This window comes from Klebsiella sp. HC6, from assembly GCF_022605325.1.
Lineage (GTDB): Bacteria > Pseudomonadota > Gammaproteobacteria > Enterobacterales > Enterobacteriaceae > Klebsiella > Klebsiella terrigena.
Window position 1 is genome coordinate 1,104,275 of record NZ_CP093276.1, and the last position, 22,490, is coordinate 1,126,764.

Here is a 22,490-nt window from a genome sequence, read left to right on the forward strand (position 1 = left end):
GTATGGCGGCAAGACTCCATTCATCTATTCCCGTACGCCGGCAGGCATCTTCGAGGCCCGCGCGATGACGCTACTTGCCTGGTGCGTTGCCTGGCTCCTCGATCTCATCATCGGCGACCCCCCGCGCTGGCCCCACCCGGTACGCTGGATTGGCCATCTCATTACCGCCACGCAACGCGTCGTCAGGCGCTACTGCCGCAGCGACAGGACGCTACGCATCGGCGGAGGGCTGATGTGGCTGGCGGTGGTAGGGCTGACGTGGGGCGTTTCCTGGGGCGTACTGACGCTGGCGGAAAGCATCCATCCCTGGCTTGGCTGGGTGATTGAGGTGTGGATGATTTTTACGCTGCTGGCCGGCCGCTGCCTGGCGACCTCCGCCCGCGACGTTGAGCGTCCGCTGCGCGAGGGTGACCTGGCGCAGAGCCGCGAGAAGCTCTCGTGGATCGTCGGGCGGGACACGTCTCAGCTCCAGCCGGAGCAGATTAACCGCGCGGTGGTGGAGACGGTGGCGGAGAACACCGTCGACGGCATTATTGCCCCGCTCTTCTTCCTGCTGATCGGCGGCGCGCCGCTGGCTATGGCCTACAAAGCCGTGAATACCCTCGATTCAATGGTGGGCTACAAGCACGAAAAGTATCGCGCCATTGGCATGGTCAGCGCCCGCCTTGACGATGTCGCCAACCTTATTCCCGCTCGTCTGAGCTGGCTGCTGCTGAGTATGGCGGCCTTCTTATGCCGCAACGATGGTCCCAGAGCGGTACGTATCGGCTGGCGCGATCGCTATAACCACAGCAGCCCCAACTGCGGATGGTCAGAAGCCAGCGTGGCCGGCGCGCTGGGGATTCGGCTGGGCGGTCCAAACAACTATTTTGGCCAGCGGGTAGAAAAGCCGTGGATTGGCGACGACGTGCGCGATATTTCAGTCGACGACATCCCCCGCACGATCCGGCTGATGTGGGTGGCATCAACCCTGGCGCTGGCGCTGTTTATGCTGGCGCGCTATCTGCTGGCCGGCGCGGCGTAAAGCGAAAGGTGAGTGTTAATGCGAAGGCGACAGAACGCGATAAAGGAGGCCTTATGACGCGGGCAATCATGTTGCAAGGTACGGCATCCGACGTGGGAAAAAGCGTGCTGGTGGCGGGACTGTGCAGAATTTTTTACCAGGACGGCCTGCGCACGGCGCCGTTTAAATCACAGAACATGGCGCTGAACTCGGGCATCACCGCCGATGGCAAAGAGATGGGACGGGCGCAGATCTTTCAGGCCGAAGCGGCGGGCATCGCGCCGGACGTGCGCATGAACCCGATACTGTTAAAGCCGACCAGCGATCTCAACGCGCAGGTGGTGCTGATGGGAAAAGTGGCGACCCATATGGACGCGGTGAGCTACCACGAGTACAAGCCGCGCCTGCGCGAGCAGATCCTTGAGGTTTACCGCAGCCTGGCGCAGGAGTATGACGTGCTGGTACTGGAGGGCGCCGGCAGCCCGGCGGAGATCAACCTGCGCGATCGCGATATCGTCAACATGGGCATGGCGGAGATGGCGCAGTGTCCGGTGATCCTCGTTGCCGACATCGACAGGGGCGGCGTGTTTGCCGCCATCTACGGGACGCTGGCGCTGCTTGAGGAGCAGGAGCGCGCCAGGGTGAAAGGGGTGATCATCAATAAGTTCCGCGGCGATGTGGCGCTGCTGTACTCGGGCATCGAACAGATTGAAGCTTTGACCGGCGTTCCGGTGCTGGGCGTGCTGCCGTGGCTGGAGGTCGATCTGGAAGATGAAGATAGCGTGGCGCTGCAGAAGGGAAAATACCTGAGCACCGCGCAGCGGGAGATTGAGATTGCGGTGGTTCAGCTGCCGCATACGTCCAACTTCACCGATTTCAACGCGCTGGCGGCGCAGCCGGACGTCCGCGTGCGCTACGTCCGTCATCCCCAGGATCTGACGACGAGTGACCTGGTGATCCTGCCCGGCAGCAAAAATACGCTGGGCGATCTGCAGTGGCTGCGCGAAAGCGGGATGGAGCAGGGCGTGCTGCAGGCGCATCAGCAGGGGATCCCGGTGCTGGGGATTTGCGGCGGCTACCAGATGCTTGGTGAGACCATCTTCGATGACGTGGAGTCCGGGCTGGGCATGTTACCCGGCCTGGGGCTGCTCAATACCGTGACGCAGTTTGCCCGCCATAAAACCACGACGCTGGTTGAGGCGACGATGGCGGCCGCGCTTCCGGGCTGGCTGGCGGGCGCCTCCGCGCTGCGCGTGCGCGGCTACGAAATTCATATGGGCGAAACGACCCGGCAAGGCGACTGCCGGCCGCTGCTGCAGCTGGAAAAAGAGGGGCGGCCGGTGGCGGACGGGGCGATGACGGACGACGGGCTGGCGTTTGGTACCTACCTGCACGGCCTGTTCGACAGCGATGAGTTCACCCGCGCGCTGGTCAACGGCCTGCGTCTGCGCAAAGGTCTGGCGGCGCTGGATAGCACCCTCCACTACGCGCAGTACAAATCGCAGCAGTTCGATATTCTGGCGGATGCAATGCGTCAACATATTGATATTGAAAAAATTTACCACATTATGCAGCAGCATCAGGAGCCATCATGCTGATTCTGGTCACCGGCGGCGCGCGCAGCGGGAAAAGCCGTCACGCCGAAGCGCTGATCGCCGGCTCAGCGCAGGTTTTGTATCTCGCCACCTCGCAGATTTTTGATGAGGAGATGGCCGCAAGGATCCAGCATCACCGCGATAGCCGACCGGCGCACTGGCGCACCGTCGAGCGCTGGCAGCATCTTGATAAGCTGATTACCCCGCACGGCGATCCCAACGAAGCTATTTTGCTGGAGTGTATCACCACCATGGTGACCAATCTGCTGTTTGCCTGCGGCGGCGACAGCGATCCCGATGGCTGGGATTATGCGGCCATGGAGCGGACGATCGACGACGAGATCCATTCGCTGATCGCCGCCTGCCAGCGCTCCGCGGCGAAGATCGTGGTGGTCACCAACGAAGTGGGAATGGGGATTGTCCCCGAGAATCGCCTTGCGCGGCATTTTCGCGATATCGCCGGTCGGGTTAACCAGCGCCTGGCGGCGGCTGCAGATGAGGTCTGGCTGGTGGTATCAGGTATTGGAGTCAAAATAAAATGATCAAACTATTCTGGGCAACGCTCTCTTTTCTCAGCCGTTTACCGGTACCGGAGTGCTGGTCGCAGGGGCTGGATATTGACCGCTACGTTCGCGGCATTGTCACCTTTCCCGTGGTCGGCGCGCTGCTGGGCTTGCTGAGCGGCCTGGTATTTCTCGCCGTGCAGGCGTGGTGCGGCATCCCGCTGGCGGCGCTGTTTGCCGTACTGGCGCTGGCGCTGCTCACCGGCGGCTTCCACCTCGACGGACTGGCCGATACCTGCGACGGGGTGTTTTCCGCCCGCCGTCGTGAACGGATGCTGGAGATTATGCGCGACAGCCGGCTGGGAACCCACGGCGGGCTGGCGCTGATTTTTGTGCTGCTGGCGAAGGTGCTGGTGGTCAGCGAGCTGGCGCTGCGTGGCACGCCGATGCTGGCGGCGCTGGCGGCAGCCTGCGCGGCAGGGCGGGGAGCCAGCGTGCTGCTGATGTACCGCCAGCGCTATGCGCGGGAAGAGGGGCTGGGCAACGTGTTCATCGGCAAGGTGAGCGGGCGACAAACCTGCGTAACCCTGGGGCTCGCGGTTATTCTCGCGGCGGTGCTGCTGCCTGGCATGAGCGGAGTGGCGGCGCTGGCGGTCAGCGCAGCGGCGATTTTCATTCTCGGCCAGCTCTTAAAGCGCACCCTCGGTGGGCAAACCGGCGATACGCTGGGGGCGGCTATTGAGCTCGGCGAGCTGGTCTTCCTGCTGGCGCTGCTGTGAGCCGCGCTGCGCCATGGCTGCACGCGGCGATGGCGCAGCTGGCAATGAGGCCGGATCTGAGTATTGGCGCGAAGAAAGGTCGTTCGGGGCCGTGAACCGGCGGGCTGAAGCTATCGTGCAGGAAGCGCAGAAACAAAAAAACACCCGGAAGGGTGTTTATTGTGTTGGTTGCGGGGGCCGGATTTGAACCGACGACCTTCGGGTTATGAGCCCGACGAGCTACCAGGCTGCTCCACCCCGCGTCCGTTTTTACTCTTCATCGAGTAAACTTTGCATCAGATTTTAATTGGTTGCGGGGGCCGGATTTGAACCGACGACCTTCGGGTTATGAGCCCGACGAGCTACCAGGCTGCTCCACCCCGCGTCCGTCTTTACTCTTCCATCGAGTAAAGCTTACTTCTCTGATTTTAATTGGTTGCGGGGGCCGGATTTGAACCGACGACCTTCGGGTTATGAGCCCGACGAGCTACCAGGCTGCTCCACCCCGCGTCCGTGGATGCGCACTATACTCTGCTAACGTTTTGATGCAACCCTTTTTCAGCTAAATCGATAATTTTGTAATGAATGGTGTAGAAAGAACCGTTTTTAGCGCGTTTTTTAGCCGATTTTGTATTTGTGCTGCTTTAGCGCATTTCAATAGCCCTGGCGGTTTGTTATCTTCCCTCATCACGAACCGGTACTAAGCGGCAAAAGAAGAGATACCATGAAAGGATGTTGGGCAAAGTATGTGGCAACCGGAGCAATACTGGCGATGCTCGCCGGCTGCTCCTCGAAACCGACCGATCGCGGTCAGCAGTATAATGAAGGAAAGCTCACCCAGCCGTTTTCACTGGTTAACCAGCCTGATGCGGTCGGCACGCCGATTAACGCGGGCGACTTCTCCGAACAGGTCAGGCAGATCCGCAGCGCCTCTCCGCGCCTCTATAATAGCCAGAGCAACGTCTATAACTCCCTGCAGCAGTGGCTAAGCGCCGGCGGCGATACCCGCACGCTGAGCCAGTACGGGATTGACGCCTGGCAGATGCAGGGCGCCGATAGCTACGGCAACGTGCAGTTTACCGGCTACTACACCCCGGTGGTGCAGGCGCGCCACACCCGCCAGGGTGAGTTCCAGTATCCTATTTACCGCATGCCGCCGAAGCGCGGCAAGCTTCCGTCCCGCGCCAGCATCTACGCCGGCGGGCTGAGCGACAGCTATATTCTGGCTTACAGTAATTCGCTGATGGACAACTTCATTATGGATGTCCAGGGCAGCGGCTATATCGATTTTGGCGACGGCTCGCCGCTGAACTTCTTCAGCTATGCCGGGAAGAACGGCTGGTCGTATCGCAGCATCGGCAAGGTGCTTATCGATCGCGGTGAAGTGAAGAGAGAAGATATGTCGATGCAGGCGATCCGCGAATGGGGCGAAACCCATAGCGAAGCCGAAGTGCGCGCGCTGCTCGAAGAGAACCCGTCCTTTGTCTTCTTTAAACCGCAATCCTTCGCCCCGGTGAAAGGCGCCAGCGCGGTGCCGCTGATTGGCCGCGCGTCGGTCGCCTCTGACCGCAGCATTATCCCGCCGGGAACCACCCTGCTGGCGGAAGTCCCGCTGCTGGATAATAAAGGCAAGTTTAACGGTCAGTACGAGCTGCGCCTGATGGTTGCGCTGGATGTCGGCGGCGCGATTAAAGGCCAGCACTTCGATATCTATCAGGGTATCGGCGCGGATGCCGGGCATCGCGCGGGCTGGTATAACCATTATGGCCGCGTTTGGGTGCTGAAAAACGCCCCAGGCACGGGCAACGTCTTTAGCGGCTAACGCTCCTTTCTCCGCTTCCCCGACGGCACGCGCGCGTCGGGGAAGCGGCTATTTTATTCTGAGGTTATATGTCTGTTGTAATTAGCGACGCCTGGCGCCAGCGTTTTGGCGGGACGGCGCGTTTGTATGGTGAAAAAGCGCTGCAGTGTTTTGCCGATGCGCACGTCTGCGTCGTGGGCATCGGCGGCGTCGGCTCCTGGGCTGCAGAAGCGCTGGCAAGAACCGGGATTGGCGCCATTACCCTTATCGATATGGACGACGTCTGCGTCACCAACACCAACCGGCAGATTCATGCCCTGGGCGGCAACGTCGGGCTGGCGAAAGCCGAGGTGATGGCGGAGCGTATCCGGCTGATTAACCCTGAATGTCAGGTGACGGTGATTGACGATTTCGTGACGCCGGAGAACGTGGCCGAATATATGGGCGCGGGCTTCAGCTACGTGATTGACGCTATCGATAGCGTGCGGCCGAAGGCGGCGTTAATTGCGTACTGCCGTCGCTATAAGGTGCCGCTGGTGACCACCGGCGGCGCGGGCGGGCAAATTGACCCGACGCAGATTCAGGTGGCTGACCTGGCGAAAACCATCCAGGACCCGCTGGCGGCGAAGCTGCGCGAGCGCCTGAAGGGCCAGTTCGGGGTGGTCAAAAACAGTAAGGGCAAGCTCGGCATCGACTGCGTGTTCTCGACCGAGGCGCTGGTTTATCCCCAGGCTGACGGCAGCGTATGCGCGATGAAAAGCAGCGCGGAAGGCCCCAAACGGATGGACTGCGCGTCGGGCTTTGGCGCGGCAACGATGGTTACCGCCACCTTTGGCTTTGTCGCCGTATCCCATGCGCTGAAGAAGATGCTGGCGAAAGCCGGGCGTCAGGGCTAAGCGCCGTTCTTATTGCAGGTTAAGCCTCGCGGGCCGCGGCGAGCACCGCTGCGCCCAGCGCGGCGAGGCCCTGGCCGCGAGAGGCGCTCAGCTGCGCGCGCAGCCCCAGCTCGTCGAACAGCGCCAGCGGATCGTGGTCCAGCAGCTCGGCGGCGCTTTTCCCCTCAACGGCGGTCAGCAGCACGGCCAGCAGGCCGCGAACGATCCGCCCCTCGCTGTCGCCGAAGAAATGCAGCCGACCGTCGCGCAGGGTATGCCCCAGCCAGACGCGGTTTTCACAGCCGGCAATCTCCGTCGTGCGGGCTTTCGCCTCGTCCGCCAGCGGCGGCAGCTTTTTGCCTAACAGGATCAGCTGGCGGTACTTATCTTCCCACTGGTTCAGCGGTGCGAAGGTTTGCCGCAGCATCGCTTCAGTGATGGCGGTGCCAAACGGATGGTTCTGCGGGTTGGGAGTCGTCATTAGTCCACCAAAATTTCCAGAGCGCGGTCAACGGCATGCACCAGCGCGTAAACGTCATCCTGGGTATTATAAGGCGCAAACGAGGCGCGCAGGGTGCCGCTGACGCCAAGCGCCGCCAGCAGCGGCTGGGCGCAGTGCTGCCCGGCGCGAAGCGCGATGCCGGACTCCGCCAGCAGCGTCACCATATCGCCGTGGTGAACGCCGGCGAAATCAAACGCCAGCAGGCTTGAGCTTTGGCTGCGGAAGGAGCGGAAGCCCGGACGTTTCGCCAGCTCATCTTCAGCCAGCGTCGCCAGGCTGCGGCTCCAGCTTTCAGCCTGGGCGATATCGGTCTCCTGCAGCCACTCCAGCGTCGCGCTCAGGCCAATGACCCCGGCGACGTTTGGCGTGCCAGCCTCCAGCCGATAGGGGACGGGCTGGGTTTTAAACCCGTCGAAGGTGACTTCGGTAATCATTTTACCGCCGCCGAGCCACGGCGACATGGCGTTCAGCAGTTCGCTTTTACCGTACAGCGCGCCAATCCCCGTCGGGCCGTACAGCTTATGGCCTGAGAAGGCGTAAAAGTCGATATCCAGATTCTGGACGTCGGCCGGGAAATGCACCGCGCCCTGGGCGCCGTCGACCATCACCACCATTCCGGCTTCATGCGCGAGGCGGATCGCCAGCGCCAGGTCCGGGCAGCCGCCGGTTACGTTCGACATCTGGCCAATGGCCAGCACCCGGCTACGCGGCGTAATAAGAGAGGGAAGGCTCGCGACGTCAGGCAGGCGATCGGCGCCGATGGGCAGCTTCACCACCCGGGCGCCGGTCTGCTCCGCCACCATCAGCCAGGGAACCAGATTGGCGTGATGCTCCGCTTCGCTGACGATGATTTCGTCGCCGGGCCGCAGGCGCGGGCGAACGTAGCTTTGCGCCACCATGTTAATGGCCTCGGTGGTGCCGCGGGTCCAGACGATATCTTTGCCCGAAGGCGCGTTTAGCAGCGCCGCGACGCGCTCGCGGGCGTCTTCATAACGTTCGGTCAGACGCCGGGCGGCGGCAAACTGGCTGCGGTGCACGTTGCCGGCGCTGAGGCGATAGAACCGATCGCTGGCCTCGATGGTGGCCAGCGGCTTTAGCGCCGTCGCCGCGCTGTCAAGGTAAACGCCGGCATCGGCCAGAGCCGGAAACTGCGCGCGAAACTGAGCGGGATTGAATGCGTTCATGGAGCTCCTCGTTGCAATCCGACGATCGTCGCGCAATTTATCCGTCAGGGCAAGGCTGACAAGCACCGGATAAGGAAGAGAGGGGAAATTCAGGGCAAAAAAAAGCACCGCGCGTTGCGGTGCTACATTAAATCACTATGGACAGACAGGGTAAATGTACAGGAAGTGAAAAGGGGGTAGCTTAGCCACCATGGTCCGCAAAGACAGACCAATTGCAAACACAACAACACAACATCACAACCGTAAGCCAAAAGCTTGTTGGAACACGCATTCCAAAAAAAGCTCTTCGTTCCGGCTCAGGAAGTGCGGCCACTATAGGTATTTGCTGGTAGAACCTCAACGGACAAATTATAATGGCTCAGATAAAAAAAACTAATAGGTTAAACGTTGTTTCCTGTTTGTTAAATTGCCTTAACATCTAAGCCAGAATAACCATGTCAAAGCGATTACCACCTCTGAATGCATTACGTGTTTTTGATGCAGCCGCACGTCATTTAAGCTTCACTCGCGCAGCCGATGAGCTTTTTGTGACCCAGGCCGCAGTAAGTCACCAAATCAAGTCACTAGAGGACTTTCTTGGGCTGAAGTTGTTTCGGCGGCGCAATCGATCGCTGCTGCTGACGGAAGAGGGCCAGAGCTATTTTCAGGATATTAAAGATATTTTTTCGCAGCTGACGGAGGCGACGCGTAAACTGCAGGCGCGAAGCGCAAAAGGGGCGTTAACGGTCAGCCTGTTGCCCAGTTTTGCGATTCAGTGGCTGGTCCCGCGCCTTTCAAGCTTTAACTCAGCTTATCCGGGAATCGACGTCAGAATCCAGGCGGTGGACCGTCAGGAGGACAAGCTGGCGGATGACGTTGACGTGGCGATTTTCTACGGCCGCGGCAACTGGCCGGGGCTGCGCGTCGAAAAACTGTACGCCGAGTATCTGCTGCCGGTGTGCTCGCCGGTGCTGCTGACCGGTGACAAAGCGTTGAAAACGCCTGCGGATCTGGCGCAACATACGCTATTGCACGATGCTTCCCGTCGCGACTGGCAAACTTATACCCGCCAGCTGGGTCTAAGCCATATTAACGTCCAGCAGGGGCCGATTTTCAGCCACAGCGCAATGGTGCTGCAGGCGGCCATTCACGGACAGGGGGTCGCGCTCGCCAATAACGTGATGTCCCAGTCCGAAATTGAAGCCGGCCGCCTGGTCTGTCCGTTTAATGATGTTCTGGTCAGTAAAAATGCCTTTTATCTGGTTTGTCATGACAGTCAGGCTGAACTGGGTAAAATAGCCGCCTTCCGGCAGTGGATACTGGCGAAAGCGGCAAGTGAACAAGAAAAATTTCGCTTTCGTTACGAACAATAAATGATTGTAGGGTAATAACATGACCAGCCGTTTTATGCTGATATTCGCCGCGATAAGCGGTTTTATCTTTGTTGCTCTGGGCGCCTTCGGCGCGCACGTGTTAAGCCGGTCGCTGGGCGTTGCGGAAATGGGCTGGATCCATACCGGCCTTGAGTACCAGGCCTTCCATACGCTGGCCATTTTTGGCCTGGCGGTGGCGATGCAGCGCCGCATCAGCATCTGGTTTTACTGGAGCAGCGTCTTTATGGCGCTGGGTACCGTTTTGTTCAGCGGCAGCCTTTACTGCCTGGCGCTGTCGCATTTACGCCTGTGGGCGTTCGTTACGCCGGTGGGAGGCGTCAGCTTCCTCGCCGGCTGGGTTTTAATGTTAATTGGTGCAATTCGTCTGAAACGTAAGGGCGTTGTTCATGAATAAGGTTGTCCTCTATTGTCGCCCCGGGTTTGAGAAGGAGTGCGCAGCAGAAATTACCGATAAGGCATCCCGCCTTGAGGTGTTTGGTTTTGCCCGCGTTAAAGATAACGCCGGGTACGTGGTTTTTGAATGCTATCAGATGGAAGATGGCGACAAGCTGGCGCGCGAGCTGCCGTTCAGCTCGCTGGTTTTTGCTCGCCAGATGTTTGTGGTGGGCGAGCTGCTGCGCGACCTGCCGCCGGAAGATCGCATCACGCCGATTGTCGGCATGCTGCAGGGCGTGGTGGAGAAGGGCGGCGACCTGCGGGTGGAAGTGGCCGATACCAATGAAAGCAAAGAGCTGATGAAGTTCTGCCGTAAGTTTACGGTTCCGCTGCGCGCGGCCCTGCGTGAAGCGGGCGTGCTGACCAGCTACGAAACCACGAAGCGTCCGGTGGTGCACGTGTTCTTTATCGCCCCGGGCTGCTGCTATACCGGCTACTCCTACTCCAACAACAACTCTCCGTTCTATATGGGGATCCCGCGGCTTAAATTCCCTGCCGATGCGCCGAGCCGCTCTACGCTGAAGCTGGAGGAGGCGTTCCACGTCTTTATCCCGGCTGATGAGTGGGACGAGCGCCTGGGCAACGGCATGTATGCGGTGGATCTTGGCGCCTGTCCCGGCGGCTGGACCTATCAGCTGGTGAAGCGCAACATGTGGGTTTCGTCGGTCGATAACGGCCCGATGGCGCAGAGCCTGATGGATACCGGACAGGTGACCTGGCTGCGCGAAGACGGCTTCCGCTACCGTCCGACCCGTAACAACATCTCGTGGATGGTGTGCGACATGGTGGAAAAGCCGGCTAAGGTCGCGGCGCTGATGGCGCAGTGGCTGGTCAACGGCTGGTGCCGCGAGACTATTTTCAACCTGAAGCTGCCGATGAAAAAGCGCTATGAAGAGCTGTCGCGCAATCTGGCCTACATCCAGGAGCAGCTGGATGAGCACGGCATTAACGCGCAGATTCAGGCGCGCCAGCTGTATCACGATCGTGAAGAAGTGACCGTTCATATTCGCCGCCTGTGGGCTGCGGTTGGCGGTCGTCGCGACGAACGCTAATTTGGCGTCGTATCCCGGGTAGCGGCACCGCTATCCGGGCTCTCTTCTCCCTTCTCCTGCCGGCTATTTCGCCGCGATTGGCTCATCAGAAATGATGTGCGTCACGTCATCGAGATGGCCAATGCTGGCCTCGCCCGAGCGATTAAACTTACTCTTATCGATCAGCAGTAAAGACTGCGCCGCGCGCTTGAGCAACAGGGATTTGAACTCGGCGTTAACCGTATTTGAATCCCAAAGCGCGCCGTTGCTATCGATGCCTTCGCAGGAAAAAACGAACAGATCGATCTCCAGGGACCTGAGCTGCGGGATAAGCGAAGCGCTCACGTAGCAGCCGTATTTACGCTGCAGGGTGCCGCCGGAGCAGGTGAGCTGGATGTGCTCGCGCTTGCTGAGCTCCTGGCAGATGGGCTGGCTGTTGGTAAACACGTGAAGGTTGACGTCGGGGAGCTGACGGGCCAGATACCAGCAGGTGGAGCTGGCATCGAGGGCGATAACCATCCCTTCTTCTATCCAGGCAAGGGCCTCGCGGGCGATATCGGCTTTGTGGGCATAGTGGCTTTTGAGGCGGATATGAAACGGATCGCCGCTGTCCTGGCTCTGTCGGTGGATGATCTTGACGCGTCCGTGGTTACGCAGCACTTTGCCCTGCGACTGCAGTTCGCTGAGGTCGCGACGAATCGTCTCTTTACTGACCGCGAGCTGCAGCGATAGGGCTTCAGTCGTCAGGCTGCTATGGTTGATCAGCAGGTCTATGATCGCCTGCTGGCGTGCCGCTTTCATTTTCTCTCACCCTGTCAGTCAATAAACGCCCGCATCAGGCGGGCGCTCCGGCATGAGATTACGGCGTTACTCCTTTTTTTAAAAGAATATTCCCGTACTTGGCGCGCTCCCCTGTGATAACGATCGCAAAGGCTTTTTGCGCCCGCTCGTAGAACGCAAAGCGATCGATGCGGGTGATTTCCGGACAGGGCGACTCCCGGGAGAGCGCATCGCGATAGCGTTGCTCAACGCCGGGATCGAGCGCGTCGCCCGCTACCGCCGCCATCATCACCAGCGGCGGCGCGTAGCCGTCGAGTTCAAACAGCGGCGCGATCGCCTGCAGGAGGTCGCTGACCTGCAGGCCGTCGGCGCGAATGACCTGCGGCCCCATACTGTGGGCCGGGAAGTGGGCGTCGGAAAAAATAATTTCATCCCCGTGGCCCATCTCGGCCAGGATCTTCAGCAGCTCGGGGGAGATGAGTGGCGAGATCGTTTTTAGCATGTCATACCTCATCTATCAGTTCAGGTTCGGTTTGTGGATAAAAGTAGCGGTACCGGTAGCGCACTTCGGCTCTGGCCTGCTCCGGGCTGGCAAACTCGCCGGCGCCAAACCAGCCGTACATCGCCGCGCCGGCAACGGTGGTTTCCGCGTCATCGAGGACCTTAACCGGCATATCGAGCGCGTTGGCTTTAATTTGATTCCACAGCGCGTTGCGGCTGCCGCCGCCCACCAGCAGGAGCTCGCGGGCCTTAAAACCGCCGATTTTCTCCAGGGTGCGCAGGTGGCTCTGCAGCTGGGCGGTTAAGCCCTCCAGCGCGGCGCGATAAAAATGGCCGCGGGTGGTATTCAGCGTTACGCCCTGCCAGCCCGCGTCCCGGCAGGCCAGCAGATCGCAGCGCATCTTCACGCCTTCGGCGCCGGCGGGAATGAGGCGCGCTTCCTCAATCAGCGTTTGCCACGGCGTCTCCGGCGTCCACAGCAGCTGGCGCACCCACTCCAGCACGCCGGACGCCAGCCACTGCATCCCGGGGTTGGTCAGTCCGGGCCGGCTGTCCAGCTCGCAGGTTGAGCCGGGGTACTGACTCAGCAGCGGGGTATTAACCTCGGCGCTGCGCACCATCAGAATTTCCCAGGTGCCGGAGGAGAGCACCGGTTCGTCCTGCTGCGCACCGGCGCCAAACAGCGCAAACTGCGTATCGTGCCCGGCGGAGAATACCGGTATCCCCGCGGGGAGCTGCAGCAGCGCGGCGGCATCGGGCTGGAGGGTGCCGATCTTCTCTCCCGCTTCCACCAGCGTAGGGAACAGCCGGCGCGGGATCCCCGCGGCCTGCAGGATCTCGGGGCTAAACTCCCGCCGGTGAATATCCAGCATCTGGCCGGTACCCGCCATAGTGATATCGGTGGTGAATTCGCCGGTTAAGCGGTGGTTGATAAGCGATGAGATAAACAGCCAGGCATGCGCCTTTTCCAGCAGCTGCGGGTGGTTCTCTTTCAGCCACACCAGCTTATATAAGGTATTGAAGCTGAAGGCCCCGACGCCGGAGATTTCCTGCAGCCGCTGCGCCGGCATTATTCGACCGATGTCGTGCATCACCGCTGCGGTGCGCGGGCATTTCCAGCTGATCGTCGGGTAGAGCAGGGCGCCGCGCTCATCGACCAGCGCGCCGTCCACGCCAAAGGTGGTGACCGTAATACCGCGAATGCGGCAGGCGGCGAGCTCCGCCGCGAGCGTCTGACAGCAGCTGGCGAAGCGCTGCAGGATCGCTTCCAGAGACCACTGGTGCCACGCGCCGTTTTCCGCAGCGGCATCGCTGGCGTTGGGGGTCGATGCGCGGGCGACAATCTTCCCCTGCCGATCGACAGCGATGGCCCGGACGTTGGTTGCCCCGCAGTCGAGGACCAGAATAACCTCTTGTTTCATCATTGCTCCTGAAACAAAAAAAGCCCTTTCGCGATGAAAGGGCGGAAACGTATTAACGTTTGTACAGCGGGCCATAGTTCTGGCAGGCGCGGTAGTCCTGACCTTCAGTATCCATACCGTGCGCAGACCAGGTTGAAGGGCGATAGATTTTCGCCTCTTCCACGTTATGCATGCAGACCGGAATACGCAGCATGGAGGCGAGGGTGATAAAGTCCGCGCCGACGTGGCCAATGGTCAGCACGCCGTGGTTTGCCCCCCAGTTCGCCATCACCGAATAGACATCGGAGAACGGGCCCTTGCCGGTCAGACGCGGCGCAAACCAGGTGGTTGGCCAGGTGGAGTTGGTGCGAGCGTCCAGCTGGTCGTGCATCTCTTTCGGCAGCTCGACGCTCCAGCCTTCGGCGATTTGCAGGACCGGCCCGAGGCCTTTAATGATGTTCACCCGGGTCATGGTAAAGGGGACGCCGCCTTCGGTGAGGAAGCGCGAGGAGAAGCCGCCGCCGCGGAAATACTCGTGGATCGCCGGGCACCACTCGGTGGCCGCGAGGCAGGCGTCGGCCTCCTGCTGCGAGATTTCCCAGTGCGGTTTCATGGTCGGATTGCCCTCGGCATCGCGCTGTTTACAGGAGCCGTCCAGCGCCGCGGAACCGGAGTTGATCAGGTGGATAATGCCGTGTTCCGCCAGCCCGGTAAGCGGCTGGCCCGTCACCCGTTCGACCGCATCCGGCGACCAGTAGGTCCGGACGTCGGCAAATACCTGGGCGGTGCCGGTGAGCTGATGGCCCAGCAGCATTGCCACCCCGTTAAGGCTGTCATTTTCGGTCGCGACAACCAGCGGCTCGCGCACCCCGTTCCAGTCAAACGAGCTGTTCAGCAGCGCCTCGGCGGTATCGCCGTTCGGGTATTGATCGGTCCAGTGGCGCTGGCCCTGAAAACCGGCGGCAATGGCGTTATAGCCCAGCGACTCTTCTACCAGACCCTTCTCCGCCAGCTTCGCGTTGCCCTGCATCATGTCGCGGATACAGATCGCCATCAGCAGGCTCTCTTTCAGGACCGCCCGGCTCTGCTCGGCATTGCGTTTGTACTGCCGGGCGTTCTGGTCCTCGCCGTAGCGGAAGTTTTTATCCGCCCACGCAAGCGCCATTTCCAGCTCCACCTCATCATAGATTTTCTGGTCGATGCGCCGACGCAGCTCGGTCATATCGACCGCCTGCACCTTCATGCCTAGCCAGGATTCGAAGAAGTTATGATCGACGATGGAGCCGGCAATCCCCATGGATACGCCGCCGACGGAGAGATAGCTTTTGCCCTTCATGGCGGCAACCGCCAGCCCGGCGCGGGCGAAGCGCAGCAGCTTTTCTTCGACGTCCGCTGGGATCGAGCTGTCGTCCGCGTCCTGAACGTCGTGACCATAGATCGAGAAGGCCGGAATACCTTTCTGGCTGTGGGCGGCCAGCGCGGCGGCGAGATAGACCGCTCCCGGGCGCTCGGTGCCGTTAAAGCCCCAGATGGCTTTCGGGCGCATCGGGTCCATATCGATGGTTTCGCTGCCGTAGCACCAGCAGGGGGTGACGGTAATGGTCACGCCGACGTTGTGGCGGCTAAATTTCTCTTCGCAGGCCGCCGACTCCGCCATACCGGCGATGCAGGTATCCGCAATGACGCACTCGATCTGCGCGCCGCAGGCGTGGCGAAGCTTCTCGCCGATCAGCGCGGCGGTGGCCTGCGCCATATTCATGGTTTGCTCTTCCAGCGATTCGCGTACGCCCATGCGACGTCCGTCAATGACCGGGCGAATGCCTATTTTCGGTAAGCTGATTTTTTTCATTCCAGACTCCTCACGTTATGCGGAAAATGTTCAGTTTGTTGCCGTTTGTGAACGGAAACGGGCAAAAATAAAGATGATGGCGAAGCACAGCGTCGGGACCAGTTCGGCGGTCGGAATATTGCCCGCCGCATCGCTGACAAATCCCATTACCGGCGTGACGATCCCGCCGCCGATAATGGTCATGACGATAAACGACGAACCGTATTTGGTGTCCTGCCCCAGATTTTTGATCCCCAGAGAGAAAATGGTCGGGTACTGAATCGACATAAACGCGCTGCACAGGGTTAGCGCCAGCAGGCCGATATGCCCGCCGCTGAGCGCGGAAATCAGGCACAGCGCCATCGACAGCAGGGCGTAGGCGGCGAGCACTTTATGCGGGGCAAAGCGGCTGATGAGCCAGGTGCCGCTAAAGCGGCCGATGAAGAAGCAGACCATAGTGCCGGTCAGGTAGTTCGCGGCGAAGCCGGGCGTCATGCCGGGGATCTCTTCGATAGCATAGCGAATCAAATAGCTCCAGCAGGCCGTTTGCGCGCCAACGTAGCAGAACTGCGCCAGAACCGCCCAGCGCCAGTGGCGAATGCGCACCAGCCTGGCGAAGGAGGCGGTCAAAGAGCTCTGTTCGCTATCAACGTGGTCGTCGCTTTGCAGAGAAGGAAATTTTGTCAGCGCGATCAGTACGGCAACCAGCAGCACGATTGCCACGATAATCATGTACGGCGTCTGAACCGATAGCACCAGGCTGTGCTTATAGGCGCTGAGCTGATCGGGCGCCATTTTATCGAGCACTTCCTGCGATTGATGCGGCACGTTAGACAAAATAAGACTTTGCCCAAAGACGACGGCAATAATGGCGCCAAAGGAGTTAAAAGTTTGCGCCAGGTTGAGGCGGAAATGCCCGCCGCTTTCCGGGCCAAGGACCGTAACGAAAGGGTTGGCGGCGGTTTCAAGACATCCCAGGCCGGCGGCAATAATAAAAAGACCAATCAGAAATAAAGTGTAATTCATTATTTCCGCTGCCGGCCAGAATAGGGCCGCGCCGAGAGCGTAGAGAAATAGCCCGGTAATTATTCCGGCCTTATAGCTGAGCTTTTTCATCAGGATCCCGGCGGGGACCGGAATGACGAAATAGCCGAAATAAAAGGCTGATTGAATCAGCCCGGCCTGAAAGTTGGTTAAGGTAAAAGCCTGCTGGAACTGCGGCAGTAAAATATCATTTAAGTTATTGGCAACGGCCCACAGGAAAAATAGTGAGCACAGCAGGGCGAATGGAATTATATAGCGCTTACTCTGTCCGACATCTATCGCACGAAAACTCTGCGTTTGTATTGTTGTGTTTCCCATAGCATCCTCATCAGTTCAGAAGCGTGTCCAGCATCTTTAGCATGCGGCTGGTCACTCTCTCCAGCCGGTAAAGTAAGGTGAGTTCCGGTTAAGCGGCGGTGAATAAAATGCTCTCGTGAATGAACTCATGAACTCATTTTCAAATAAACAACGTCTTTTAATATGATGGCGGTCACATTTGGCCCGGAGACAATGGCTTTATGTGATTGGCATCACTTTAATTTATCTAAAACAATGACCGTTTGAGATTATTTAATTTAAAAGCCACAGCGGCGCTGCCCGATTTAATTTATTGCGGCGCAAACGGGCAATTGTTAAAGACAGAGAGAAATGCCCGTTTAAAAAAAGAAAAATAATAACGGGCAGTTTTCTTTGGGGAAAATAATCGGTTCTTTATTTATTCGCGGGGATTAATTGATGGCGGTCACATAATACGCTGATGGCAATTCCATTCTGGTTATTCAATATGATGATGGTAAGCAAATATCCGATTAATTCGACAGAGCCGGGATGATGTTACGTGAGGATTCTGTTGGTCCGTTTTGAAACGCTGAGAGAGGTAAATAATGGAACGAAATACGCTGGCGCGGCAGATTATTGATACCTGCCTGGAAATGACCCGGCTGGGGCTGAATCAGGGGACCGCAGGCAACGTGAGCGTGCGCTATGAAGGCGGCATGCTGATTACGCCGACGGGCATCCCCTACGAAAAGCTCACCGAATCCCACATCGTCTGGATTGACGCCAGCGGCCAGCATGAGCAGGGCAAGCTGCCGTCAAGCGAGTGGCGCTTTCATATGGCGGCCTACCAGACCCGCCCCGACGCGCAGGCGGTGGTGCATAACCACGCGGTTCACTGTACCGCGGTGTCGATCCTTAACCGGCCCATCCCGGCGATCCACTACATGATTGCCGCCGCCGGCGGCAACTCCATCCCCTGCGCACCCTACGCCACCTTCGGCACGCGCGAGCTCTCTGAATACGTGGCCGTCGCGCTAAAAAACCGCAAGGCGACCCTGCTGCAGCATCACGGGCTGATTGCCTGTGAAGAGAATCTGGAAAAAGCGCTGTGGCTGGCGCATGAGGTGGAGGTGCTGGCCCAGCTGTACCTCAGCACGCTGGCGATTATCGATCCGGTGCCGGTACTGGATGACGAAGCGATAGCCATCGTGCTGGAAAAATTCAAAACCTATGGGCTACGTATCGAAGAGTGATCCCGCACGACAAACAGGAGACGGGCAATGGCGAACAGAATGATTTTGAACGAAACGGCGTGGTTTGGCCGAGGGGCGATAGCGGCATTATCCGACGAAGTGAAGCGTCGCGGCTATCGTAAGGCGCTGATTGTCACCGATAAGACGCTGGTTCAGTGCGGCGCGGTTAGCCGGGTGACGGAGAGCATGGATGCCGCCGGCCTGGCGTGGGAGATCTTTTCCGCCGTGATCCCCAACCCGACGATTGCGGTGGTGCAGGAGGGGCTGCGCGTCTTCAGGCAGAGCGGGGCGGACTACCTGATCGCCATCGGCGGCGGCTCGCCGCAGGATACCTGTAAGGCGGTGGGGATCATCAGCGCTAACCCCGAATTTGCCGACGTGCGTAGCCTGGAAGGGCTGTCGCCAACCCGCGCGCCGAGCGTGCCGATAATGGCTATTCCGACCACCGCCGGAACCGCGGCGGAGGTGACGATCAACTACGTGATCACCGATGAGGAAAAGCGGCGTAAATTTGTCTGCGTCGATCCGCACGATATTCCCCAGGTGGCGTTTATTGATGCCGACATGATGGACGGGATGCCGCCGGCGCTGAAGGCCGCCACCGGCGCTGACGCGCTGACCCACGCCATTGAGGGCTACACGACGCGGGCGGCCTGGGCGTTAACCGACGCCCTGCACCTGAAGGCGATAGAGATTATCGCCGGCGCGCTGCGCGGCTCGGTGGCGGGCGAGAGCCGGTCCGGCGAGGCGATGGCGCTGGGGCAGTATATTGCCGGAATGGGTTTTTCCAACGTCGGCCTCGGGCTGGTGCACGGCATGGCGCATCCTTTAGGCGCGTTTTACAACACGCCGCACGGCGTGGCCAACGCCATTCTGCTGCCTCACGTGATGCGCTACAACGCCGCCTACTGTGGAGGCAAGTTTGCCGATATCGCCCGGGCGATGGGCGAGAAAGTTGAAGGCAGAAGCGAAGAGGAGGTACGCCAGGCGGCGGTAGAGGCGGTGTGTAAGCTCAATCGCGACGTGGGGATCCCGCCGCATCTGCGCGATGTCGGGGTGCGTAAAGAGGATATTCCGGCGCTGGCGCAGGCGGCGCTGGATGACGTTTGCACCGGAGGTAACCCGCGGGAAGCCAGCCTGGCGGAGATTATCGAGCTCTACCATAGCGCCTGGTAAACGCTGCCGCTGCCGGAGTGTCAAGGGCGATGCTGGCTATCGCCCTTTCCGGCTAAACGGCGGCTATACCAGCTATACCGACTATGCCAGCGACACCGACTACGCCGTCAGCCGCAGCTGCTGCAGATTGCCGTCGAGCTGTAAATCGGTCTGCAGGCGGGCGATTTCACGACAGGTGAACGCCATCTCTTTATGCTCTTCCAGCTTCTTGCGCCACTTCTCCGCGACCTCGTCGAGACGGGCGTAAATCCCCTCCAGATCGGTAAACTCGGTTAACAGCTGGACGGCGCTTTTGGGGCCGATACCCGCCACGCCCGGTACCTTCGAGCTGCTAATGCCCGCCAGCCCCCAGTAATCAGGCAGCTGCTGCGGGGTCACGCCAAACTCGTTGGCAATAAAAGGGGCGTCCAGCCAGCGCTTCTGGAAGTAGTCGCGGATGCGAACCGTGGGCGAAAGCAGCTGGCAGTAGCCTTTATCGGTGGAGACGATGGTGGCCTGGTGCCCGGCCTGGGCGACCTTCATCGCCAGGGTGGCGGCGAGATCGTCGGCTTCGCTGCCCGCCAGGGCCCAGCAGCGTATTCCGCGCTGCTCAAACGCCGCGCGGATCGCGGGCATTTCGGCCTCCAGCGTCTCCGGCATCGGCGCGCGGCCGGCCTTATATTCCGCCAGGCGCTGGTGCCGCCAGCTGTGGGCGCGATCTTCATCATCAAATACCGCCACCGCGTGCGTTGGCTGACTATGGACGATCAGCTGCTCCAGCGCGTGCAGGCAGGTGTCAACGCAGGGTGAACCCTGCACCGCGTGAATGCGGCGAATCAGATTGAGCGCGTCGACGATTAACAGATGAACGGCCACAGGTCTCTCCTTATCATTTATGCCGGCAGATGAGCGGTCCGCCGGCCTGGTCGGGCGCCGTGCCCGAGCCGTGTTCTCATAAATGTAAGGGTATCATTGCCGTGCGGAGGAGGCTATCGGCACGGGGATAATCGGGAACGCGCCTCGTAAAGCGGCCTAATCCGCGTGCAGCAGCAGGCCCAGGTCGCTATGGGCCGCTTCCCCGTACCAAACGGCTTCGCGCACGGAAACCGGTTTGCTGATAAGTCCGAGGGCATAAAAGCGGTCGGCGATGGTCTGCTGGGCGCGGATGACCTTCAGATCCATCATCCGCGGGCGATGGCTGCGCCGCGCGAGGGCGAGGGCCAGCGAATCGACGTTAATGCCTAATTCGGCGGCAAGCAGCCCGGCGGCCTCTTCGCGCCGGCTATCGATAAACTGCCCGGTTTGCGTCAGCTCGTGCAGCAGACGCTGCATGATGTCGCCGTTGTGATTGACGTAATCGCGGCGCGAAAGATAGAACTGATGGTTGTGCACCCGCCCCTCGCCGCTGGCGACCACCCGCAGCTCCCCGGTATGTTCGGCGTCGCTGAGCAGCGGGTCCCACATCATCCACGCGTCTACCGCCAGATAATCGCTGGCGGTGAGAGGGTACTTCGGCGGGATGTAGACCACCTTCACGTCGTTGAGGCCCAGCCCGGCCTCTTCCAGAATCTGCAGCAGCAGCCAGTGCACGTTTGAGCCCTTATTCAGCGCAATACGCTTGCCGCGCAGATCGCCGAGCGTGCGGATCTCGCTATGCTGCGGCACCACCATCGCCACGCTTTGCGGCGCCGGCGGCTCCCACGCGACGTACACCAGCTCGGCGCTGCTGGCCTGGGCAAAGACCGGCGGCGCTTCGCCGGTGGTGCCGAAATCGATCTCATTGCAGGCGAGGGCGTGCAGCAGCTGCGGCCCGGCCGGAAACTCGCTCCACAGCACGCTGACGCCGAGGCTGGAGAAGGCGCTTTCGAGGCTCTGTCGGGCCTTTAAAATGCCGAGGTTGCCGAAGCGCTGATAGCCGATGCGCAGCTCGCGGTCGACGGGCGCGGTTTCGGCCAGCCGGCGCGACGCCGACTCTACCCGGCGGCGGCTCTTAATCACGCCAATATTGGCCAGCTGCGTACGCAGGGTGTGGCGGCTTATCCCCAGCAGGGCGGCGGCCTGGCTTTGATTGTCGTCGCAGTGGGCCATAGCGCCGCGGATCAGCGCGCCGGTCATGCGCTCCCACAGCGCGTCGCCGGGCTGGGCGAGCTGCTGGTGGATAAAGTCGTCCAGCTCAAGATCCGTTGCCGTCAGCGGCGCGGCGTGCAGCGTGGTCAGGCGCAGCTGGGCCGGCGTAATCTCCTCTTCCCTGCTGAGCAGGACCGCGTTATGCAGCGTGTTTTCAAGCTCGCGGATATTGCCGGGCCACGGGTAGTCCATCAGCCGGTCCAGCGCCTCCGGCGCCAGATAGCGGGTCGGGCGTCCCAGCCGGCGGGCGTAGAGCGACAGGAAATGGTTGGCCAGCAGGGGAATATCCTGGCGGCGCTGGCGCAGCGGCGGCAGCGGGACGATGGCGATATTCAGGCGGTAGTAGAGGTCTTCACGGAAGCGGCGTTCGCGGATCGCCTGCGCCAAATCCACGTGGGTAGCGGCAATCACCCGCACGTTGACTTTAATCGCCTTGCGCGAGCCGACGCGGGTAATCTCGCGCTCCTGCAGCACGCGCAGCAGCTTCACCTGCAGCGGCAGGCTTAATTCGCCAATCTCATCGAGCAGCAGCGTGCCGCCCTCGGCGGCCTCAAACCAGCCGGGATGGCTCTGCACCGCGCCGGTAAACGCCCCTTTCTCGTGACCGAAGAGCTCCGCCTCCGCCAGGCTCTCGGTGAGCGCGCCGCAGTTTACGGCGAGAAAAGGCTGCTGGCGGCGGCTGCTGTGGTGATGCAGGTAGCGGGCGACCACCTCTTTACCGGTGCCGGTTTCACCGACGATCAGCACGGTGGCCTCGGTGGGCGCCAGTTTATCCAACAGGTTCTGAAAGGCCTTTGATGCCGGGTCGATCAGCACCGGGGTATCGGCCGGGGGGTCAGGATTGAGCATGGTAGTCCTCCGCTAAATAACGCCTTGAACTTATCCTCTGTCGGCGGCGATAAACACGGGCAAACCCTGTGGTTTTGTTGCAAAAGCGGCAGCATCGTCCCATCCGCTGACGCATTTGCAACAGCCAGGCGGGAACTGTATTTCATTAATCATTTGATTTTATTGACTTAAATTTCATTGTCGCATTGGCACGATTATCGCTAACACTCATATA

General features: G+C 60.2%; 20 protein-coding genes and 3 tRNA genes. 11 read left to right on the plus strand and 12 right to left on the minus strand.

Going from position 1 to position 22,490, the window contains the following annotated elements; all coding sequences use genetic code 11:
* Positions 1–64: 64 nt before the first annotated feature.
* Genes cbiB through cobS form a run of 4 tightly spaced genes read left to right on the plus strand, consistent with a single transcriptional unit; the run spans position 65 to position 3,880 of the window.
* On the plus strand, positions 65–1,024 hold the full coding sequence (gene cbiB, locus MMW58_RS05375; RefSeq protein WP_133600440.1) for an adenosylcobinamide-phosphate synthase CbiB: 960 nt from the start codon (positions 65–67) through the stop codon (positions 1,022–1,024).
* Positions 1,025–1,077: 53 nt separating this feature from the next.
* Entirely contained in the window at positions 1,078–2,601 is a 1,524-nt protein-coding gene (locus tag MMW58_RS05380) for a cobyric acid synthase (protein WP_159236201.1), read from the plus strand.
* Positions 2,595–3,140 carry a bifunctional adenosylcobinamide kinase/adenosylcobinamide-phosphate guanylyltransferase gene (cobU, locus tag MMW58_RS05385; RefSeq protein WP_133600438.1) on the plus strand — a complete coding sequence of 182 codons (546 nt, stop codon included), beginning with the start codon at positions 2,595–2,597 and terminating at the stop codon, positions 3,138–3,140. The genes MMW58_RS05380 and cobU overlap by 7 nt, the downstream gene beginning before the upstream one ends.
* A complete protein-coding gene (gene cobS, locus MMW58_RS05390; protein WP_241722863.1) occupies positions 3,137–3,880 on the plus strand; it encodes an adenosylcobinamide-GDP ribazoletransferase in 744 nt (247 codons plus the stop codon). Before cobU ends, cobS begins: the two co-directional genes overlap by 4 nt.
* 165 nt (positions 3,881–4,045) lie before the next feature.
* On the opposite strand, the gene MMW58_RS05395 is transcribed toward cobS, so the two are convergent.
* From MMW58_RS05395 to MMW58_RS05405, 3 genes are all read right to left on the minus strand, one after another.
* Positions 4,046–4,122 (minus strand) — tRNA-Met (locus MMW58_RS05395).
* Between the two features lie 45 nt (positions 4,123–4,167).
* Positions 4,168–4,244 (minus strand) — tRNA-Met (locus MMW58_RS05400).
* A 48-nt stretch (positions 4,245–4,292) separates the two neighbouring features.
* Positions 4,293–4,369: transfer RNA gene (locus tag MMW58_RS05405), tRNA-Met, on the minus strand.
* A gap of 214 nt (positions 4,370–4,583) precedes the next feature.
* On the opposite strand from MMW58_RS05405, the gene mltA reads away from it, so the two are divergent.
* Together mltA and tcdA are read left to right on the plus strand one after the other, a co-directional pair.
* On the plus strand, positions 4,584–5,681 hold the full coding sequence (gene mltA / locus MMW58_RS05410; RefSeq protein WP_041147016.1) for a murein transglycosylase A: 1,098 nt from the start codon (positions 4,584–4,586) through the stop codon (positions 5,679–5,681).
* A gap of 68 nt (positions 5,682–5,749) precedes the next feature.
* Positions 5,750–6,556, plus strand: a complete 807-nt coding sequence (gene tcdA, locus MMW58_RS05415; RefSeq protein WP_133600437.1) for a tRNA cyclic N6-threonylcarbamoyladenosine(37) synthase TcdA — start codon at positions 5,750–5,752, stop codon at positions 6,554–6,556.
* A 19-nt stretch (positions 6,557–6,575) separates the two neighbouring features.
* Here the strand turns inward: tcdA and csdE are convergent, their stop codons facing one another.
* A complete protein-coding gene (gene csdE, locus MMW58_RS05420; protein ID WP_241722864.1) occupies positions 6,576–7,016 on the minus strand; it encodes a cysteine desulfurase sulfur acceptor subunit CsdE in 441 nt (146 codons plus the stop codon).
* Entirely contained in the window at positions 7,016–8,221 is a 1,206-nt protein-coding gene (csdA, locus tag MMW58_RS05425; protein WP_133600435.1) for a cysteine desulfurase CsdA, read from the minus strand. The genes csdE and csdA overlap by 1 nt, the downstream gene beginning before the upstream one ends.
* Positions 8,222–8,655: 434 nt before the next feature.
* Here csdA and gcvA point away from each other — a divergent pair, with 434 nt between their 5' ends.
* From gcvA to rlmM, 3 genes are read left to right on the plus strand one after another with little or no spacing between them, the layout of a single operon-like run.
* Positions 8,656–9,573 (plus strand): glycine cleavage system transcriptional regulator GcvA, encoded by a 918-nt coding sequence (gene gcvA / locus MMW58_RS05430; RefSeq protein ID WP_041147012.1) that lies wholly within the window; start codon positions 8,656–8,658, stop codon positions 9,571–9,573.
* 19 nt (positions 9,574–9,592) lie between these two features.
* Complete coding sequence (locus tag MMW58_RS05435; RefSeq protein WP_041147011.1) at positions 9,593–9,988, plus strand: DUF423 domain-containing protein; 396 nt, start codon at positions 9,593–9,595, stop codon at positions 9,986–9,988.
* On the plus strand, positions 9,981–11,081 hold the full coding sequence (gene rlmM, locus MMW58_RS05440; RefSeq protein ID WP_159236196.1) for a 23S rRNA (cytidine(2498)-2'-O)-methyltransferase RlmM: 1,101 nt from the start codon (positions 9,981–9,983) through the stop codon (positions 11,079–11,081). Before MMW58_RS05435 ends, rlmM begins: the two co-directional genes overlap by 8 nt.
* A gap of 63 nt (positions 11,082–11,144) precedes the next feature.
* Here the strand turns inward: rlmM and fucR are convergent, their stop codons facing one another.
* The 5 genes from fucR to fucP are packed head-to-tail and all read right to left on the minus strand — an operon-like array spanning position 11,145 to position 16,931.
* On the minus strand, positions 11,145–11,861 hold the full coding sequence (gene fucR, locus MMW58_RS05445) for an L-fucose operon activator (protein ID WP_041147009.1): 717 nt from the start codon (positions 11,859–11,861) through the stop codon (positions 11,145–11,147).
* Positions 11,862–11,919: 58 nt separating this feature from the next.
* Positions 11,920–12,342, minus strand: a complete 423-nt coding sequence (fucU, locus tag MMW58_RS05450) for an L-fucose mutarotase (protein WP_095098716.1) — start codon at positions 12,340–12,342, stop codon at positions 11,920–11,922.
* 1 nt (position 12,343) lies between these two features.
* A complete protein-coding gene (gene fucK / locus MMW58_RS05455; RefSeq protein ID WP_241723692.1) occupies positions 12,344–13,762 on the minus strand; it encodes an L-fuculokinase in 1,419 nt (472 codons plus the stop codon).
* 52 nt (positions 13,763–13,814) lie between these two features.
* Positions 13,815–15,590, minus strand: a complete 1,776-nt coding sequence (fucI, locus tag MMW58_RS05460; protein WP_133600433.1) for an L-fucose isomerase — start codon at positions 15,588–15,590, stop codon at positions 13,815–13,817.
* A gap of 30 nt (positions 15,591–15,620) precedes the next feature.
* A complete protein-coding gene (gene fucP, locus MMW58_RS05465; protein ID WP_133600432.1) occupies positions 15,621–16,931 on the minus strand; it encodes an L-fucose:H+ symporter permease in 1,311 nt (436 codons plus the stop codon).
* 566 nt (positions 16,932–17,497) lie between these two features.
* On the opposite strand from fucP, the gene fucA reads away from it, so the two are divergent.
* Together fucA and fucO are read left to right on the plus strand one after the other, a co-directional pair.
* A complete protein-coding gene (fucA, locus tag MMW58_RS05470) occupies positions 17,498–18,145 on the plus strand; it encodes an L-fuculose-phosphate aldolase (RefSeq protein ID WP_041147004.1) in 648 nt (215 codons plus the stop codon).
* A gap of 27 nt (positions 18,146–18,172) precedes the next feature.
* Positions 18,173–19,321: a lactaldehyde reductase gene (gene fucO, locus MMW58_RS05475; RefSeq protein WP_241722865.1), complete on the plus strand. Its 1,149-nt coding sequence runs from the start codon at positions 18,173–18,175 to the stop codon at positions 19,319–19,321.
* Positions 19,322–19,420: 99 nt separating this feature from the next.
* Here the strand turns inward: fucO and xni are convergent, their stop codons facing one another.
* Together xni and MMW58_RS05485 are read right to left on the minus strand one after the other, a co-directional pair.
* Positions 19,421–20,176, minus strand: coding sequence for a flap endonuclease Xni (xni, locus tag MMW58_RS05480; RefSeq protein ID WP_241722866.1), 756 nt, complete (start codon positions 20,174–20,176; stop codon positions 19,421–19,423).
* A gap of 156 nt (positions 20,177–20,332) precedes the next feature.
* Positions 20,333–22,276, minus strand: coding sequence for a sigma-54-dependent Fis family transcriptional regulator (locus MMW58_RS05485; RefSeq protein WP_241722867.1), 1,944 nt, complete (start codon positions 22,274–22,276; stop codon positions 20,333–20,335).
* Positions 22,277–22,490: the final 214 nt, after the last annotated feature.

Excerpts from the sequence above, each read along its gene's own strand:
- csdE (WP_241722864.1), bottom strand. The coding sequence starts at position 7,016 with ATGACGACTCCCAACCCGCAGAACCATCCGTTTGGCACCGCCATCACT.
- csdA (WP_133600435.1), bottom strand. The coding sequence starts at position 8,221 with ATGAACGCATTCAATCCCGCTCAGTTTCGCGCGCAGTTTCCGGCTCTG.
- fucP (WP_133600432.1), bottom strand. The coding sequence starts at position 16,931 with ATGGGAAACACAACAATACAAACGCAGAGTTTTCGTGCGATAGATGTC.
- fucA (WP_041147004.1), top strand. The coding sequence starts at position 17,498 with ATGGAACGAAATACGCTGGCGCGGCAGATTATTGATACCTGCCTGGAA.
- cbiB (WP_133600440.1), top strand. The coding sequence starts at position 65 with ATGACGCTACTTGCCTGGTGCGTTGCCTGGCTCCTCGATCTCATCATC.
- MMW58_RS05380 (WP_159236201.1), top strand. The coding sequence starts at position 1,078 with ATGACGCGGGCAATCATGTTGCAAGGTACGGCATCCGACGTGGGAAAA.
- fucR (WP_041147009.1), bottom strand. The coding sequence starts at position 11,861 with ATGAAAGCGGCACGCCAGCAGGCGATCATAGACCTGCTGATCAACCAT.
- cobS (WP_241722863.1), top strand. The coding sequence starts at position 3,137 with ATGATCAAACTATTCTGGGCAACGCTCTCTTTTCTCAGCCGTTTACCG.
- gcvA (WP_041147012.1), top strand. The coding sequence starts at position 8,656 with ATGTCAAAGCGATTACCACCTCTGAATGCATTACGTGTTTTTGATGCA.
- mltA (WP_041147016.1), top strand. The coding sequence starts at position 4,584 with ATGAAAGGATGTTGGGCAAAGTATGTGGCAACCGGAGCAATACTGGCG.
- MMW58_RS05435 (WP_041147011.1), top strand. The coding sequence starts at position 9,593 with ATGACCAGCCGTTTTATGCTGATATTCGCCGCGATAAGCGGTTTTATC.
- fucO (WP_241722865.1), top strand. The coding sequence starts at position 18,173 with ATGGCGAACAGAATGATTTTGAACGAAACGGCGTGGTTTGGCCGAGGG.
- fucU (WP_095098716.1), bottom strand. The coding sequence starts at position 12,342 with ATGCTAAAAACGATCTCGCCACTCATCTCCCCCGAGCTGCTGAAGATC.
- fucI (WP_133600433.1), bottom strand. The coding sequence starts at position 15,590 with ATGAAAAAAATCAGCTTACCGAAAATAGGCATTCGCCCGGTCATTGAC.
- MMW58_RS05485 (WP_241722867.1), bottom strand. The coding sequence starts at position 22,276 with ATGCTCAATCCTGACCCCCCGGCCGATACCCCGGTGCTGATCGACCCG.
- tcdA (WP_133600437.1), top strand. The coding sequence starts at position 5,750 with ATGTCTGTTGTAATTAGCGACGCCTGGCGCCAGCGTTTTGGCGGGACG.
- cobU (WP_133600438.1), top strand. The coding sequence starts at position 2,595 with ATGCTGATTCTGGTCACCGGCGGCGCGCGCAGCGGGAAAAGCCGTCAC.
- fucK (WP_241723692.1), bottom strand. The coding sequence starts at position 13,762 with ATGAAACAAGAGGTTATTCTGGTCCTCGACTGCGGGGCAACCAACGTC.
- rlmM (WP_159236196.1), top strand. The coding sequence starts at position 9,981 with ATGAATAAGGTTGTCCTCTATTGTCGCCCCGGGTTTGAGAAGGAGTGC.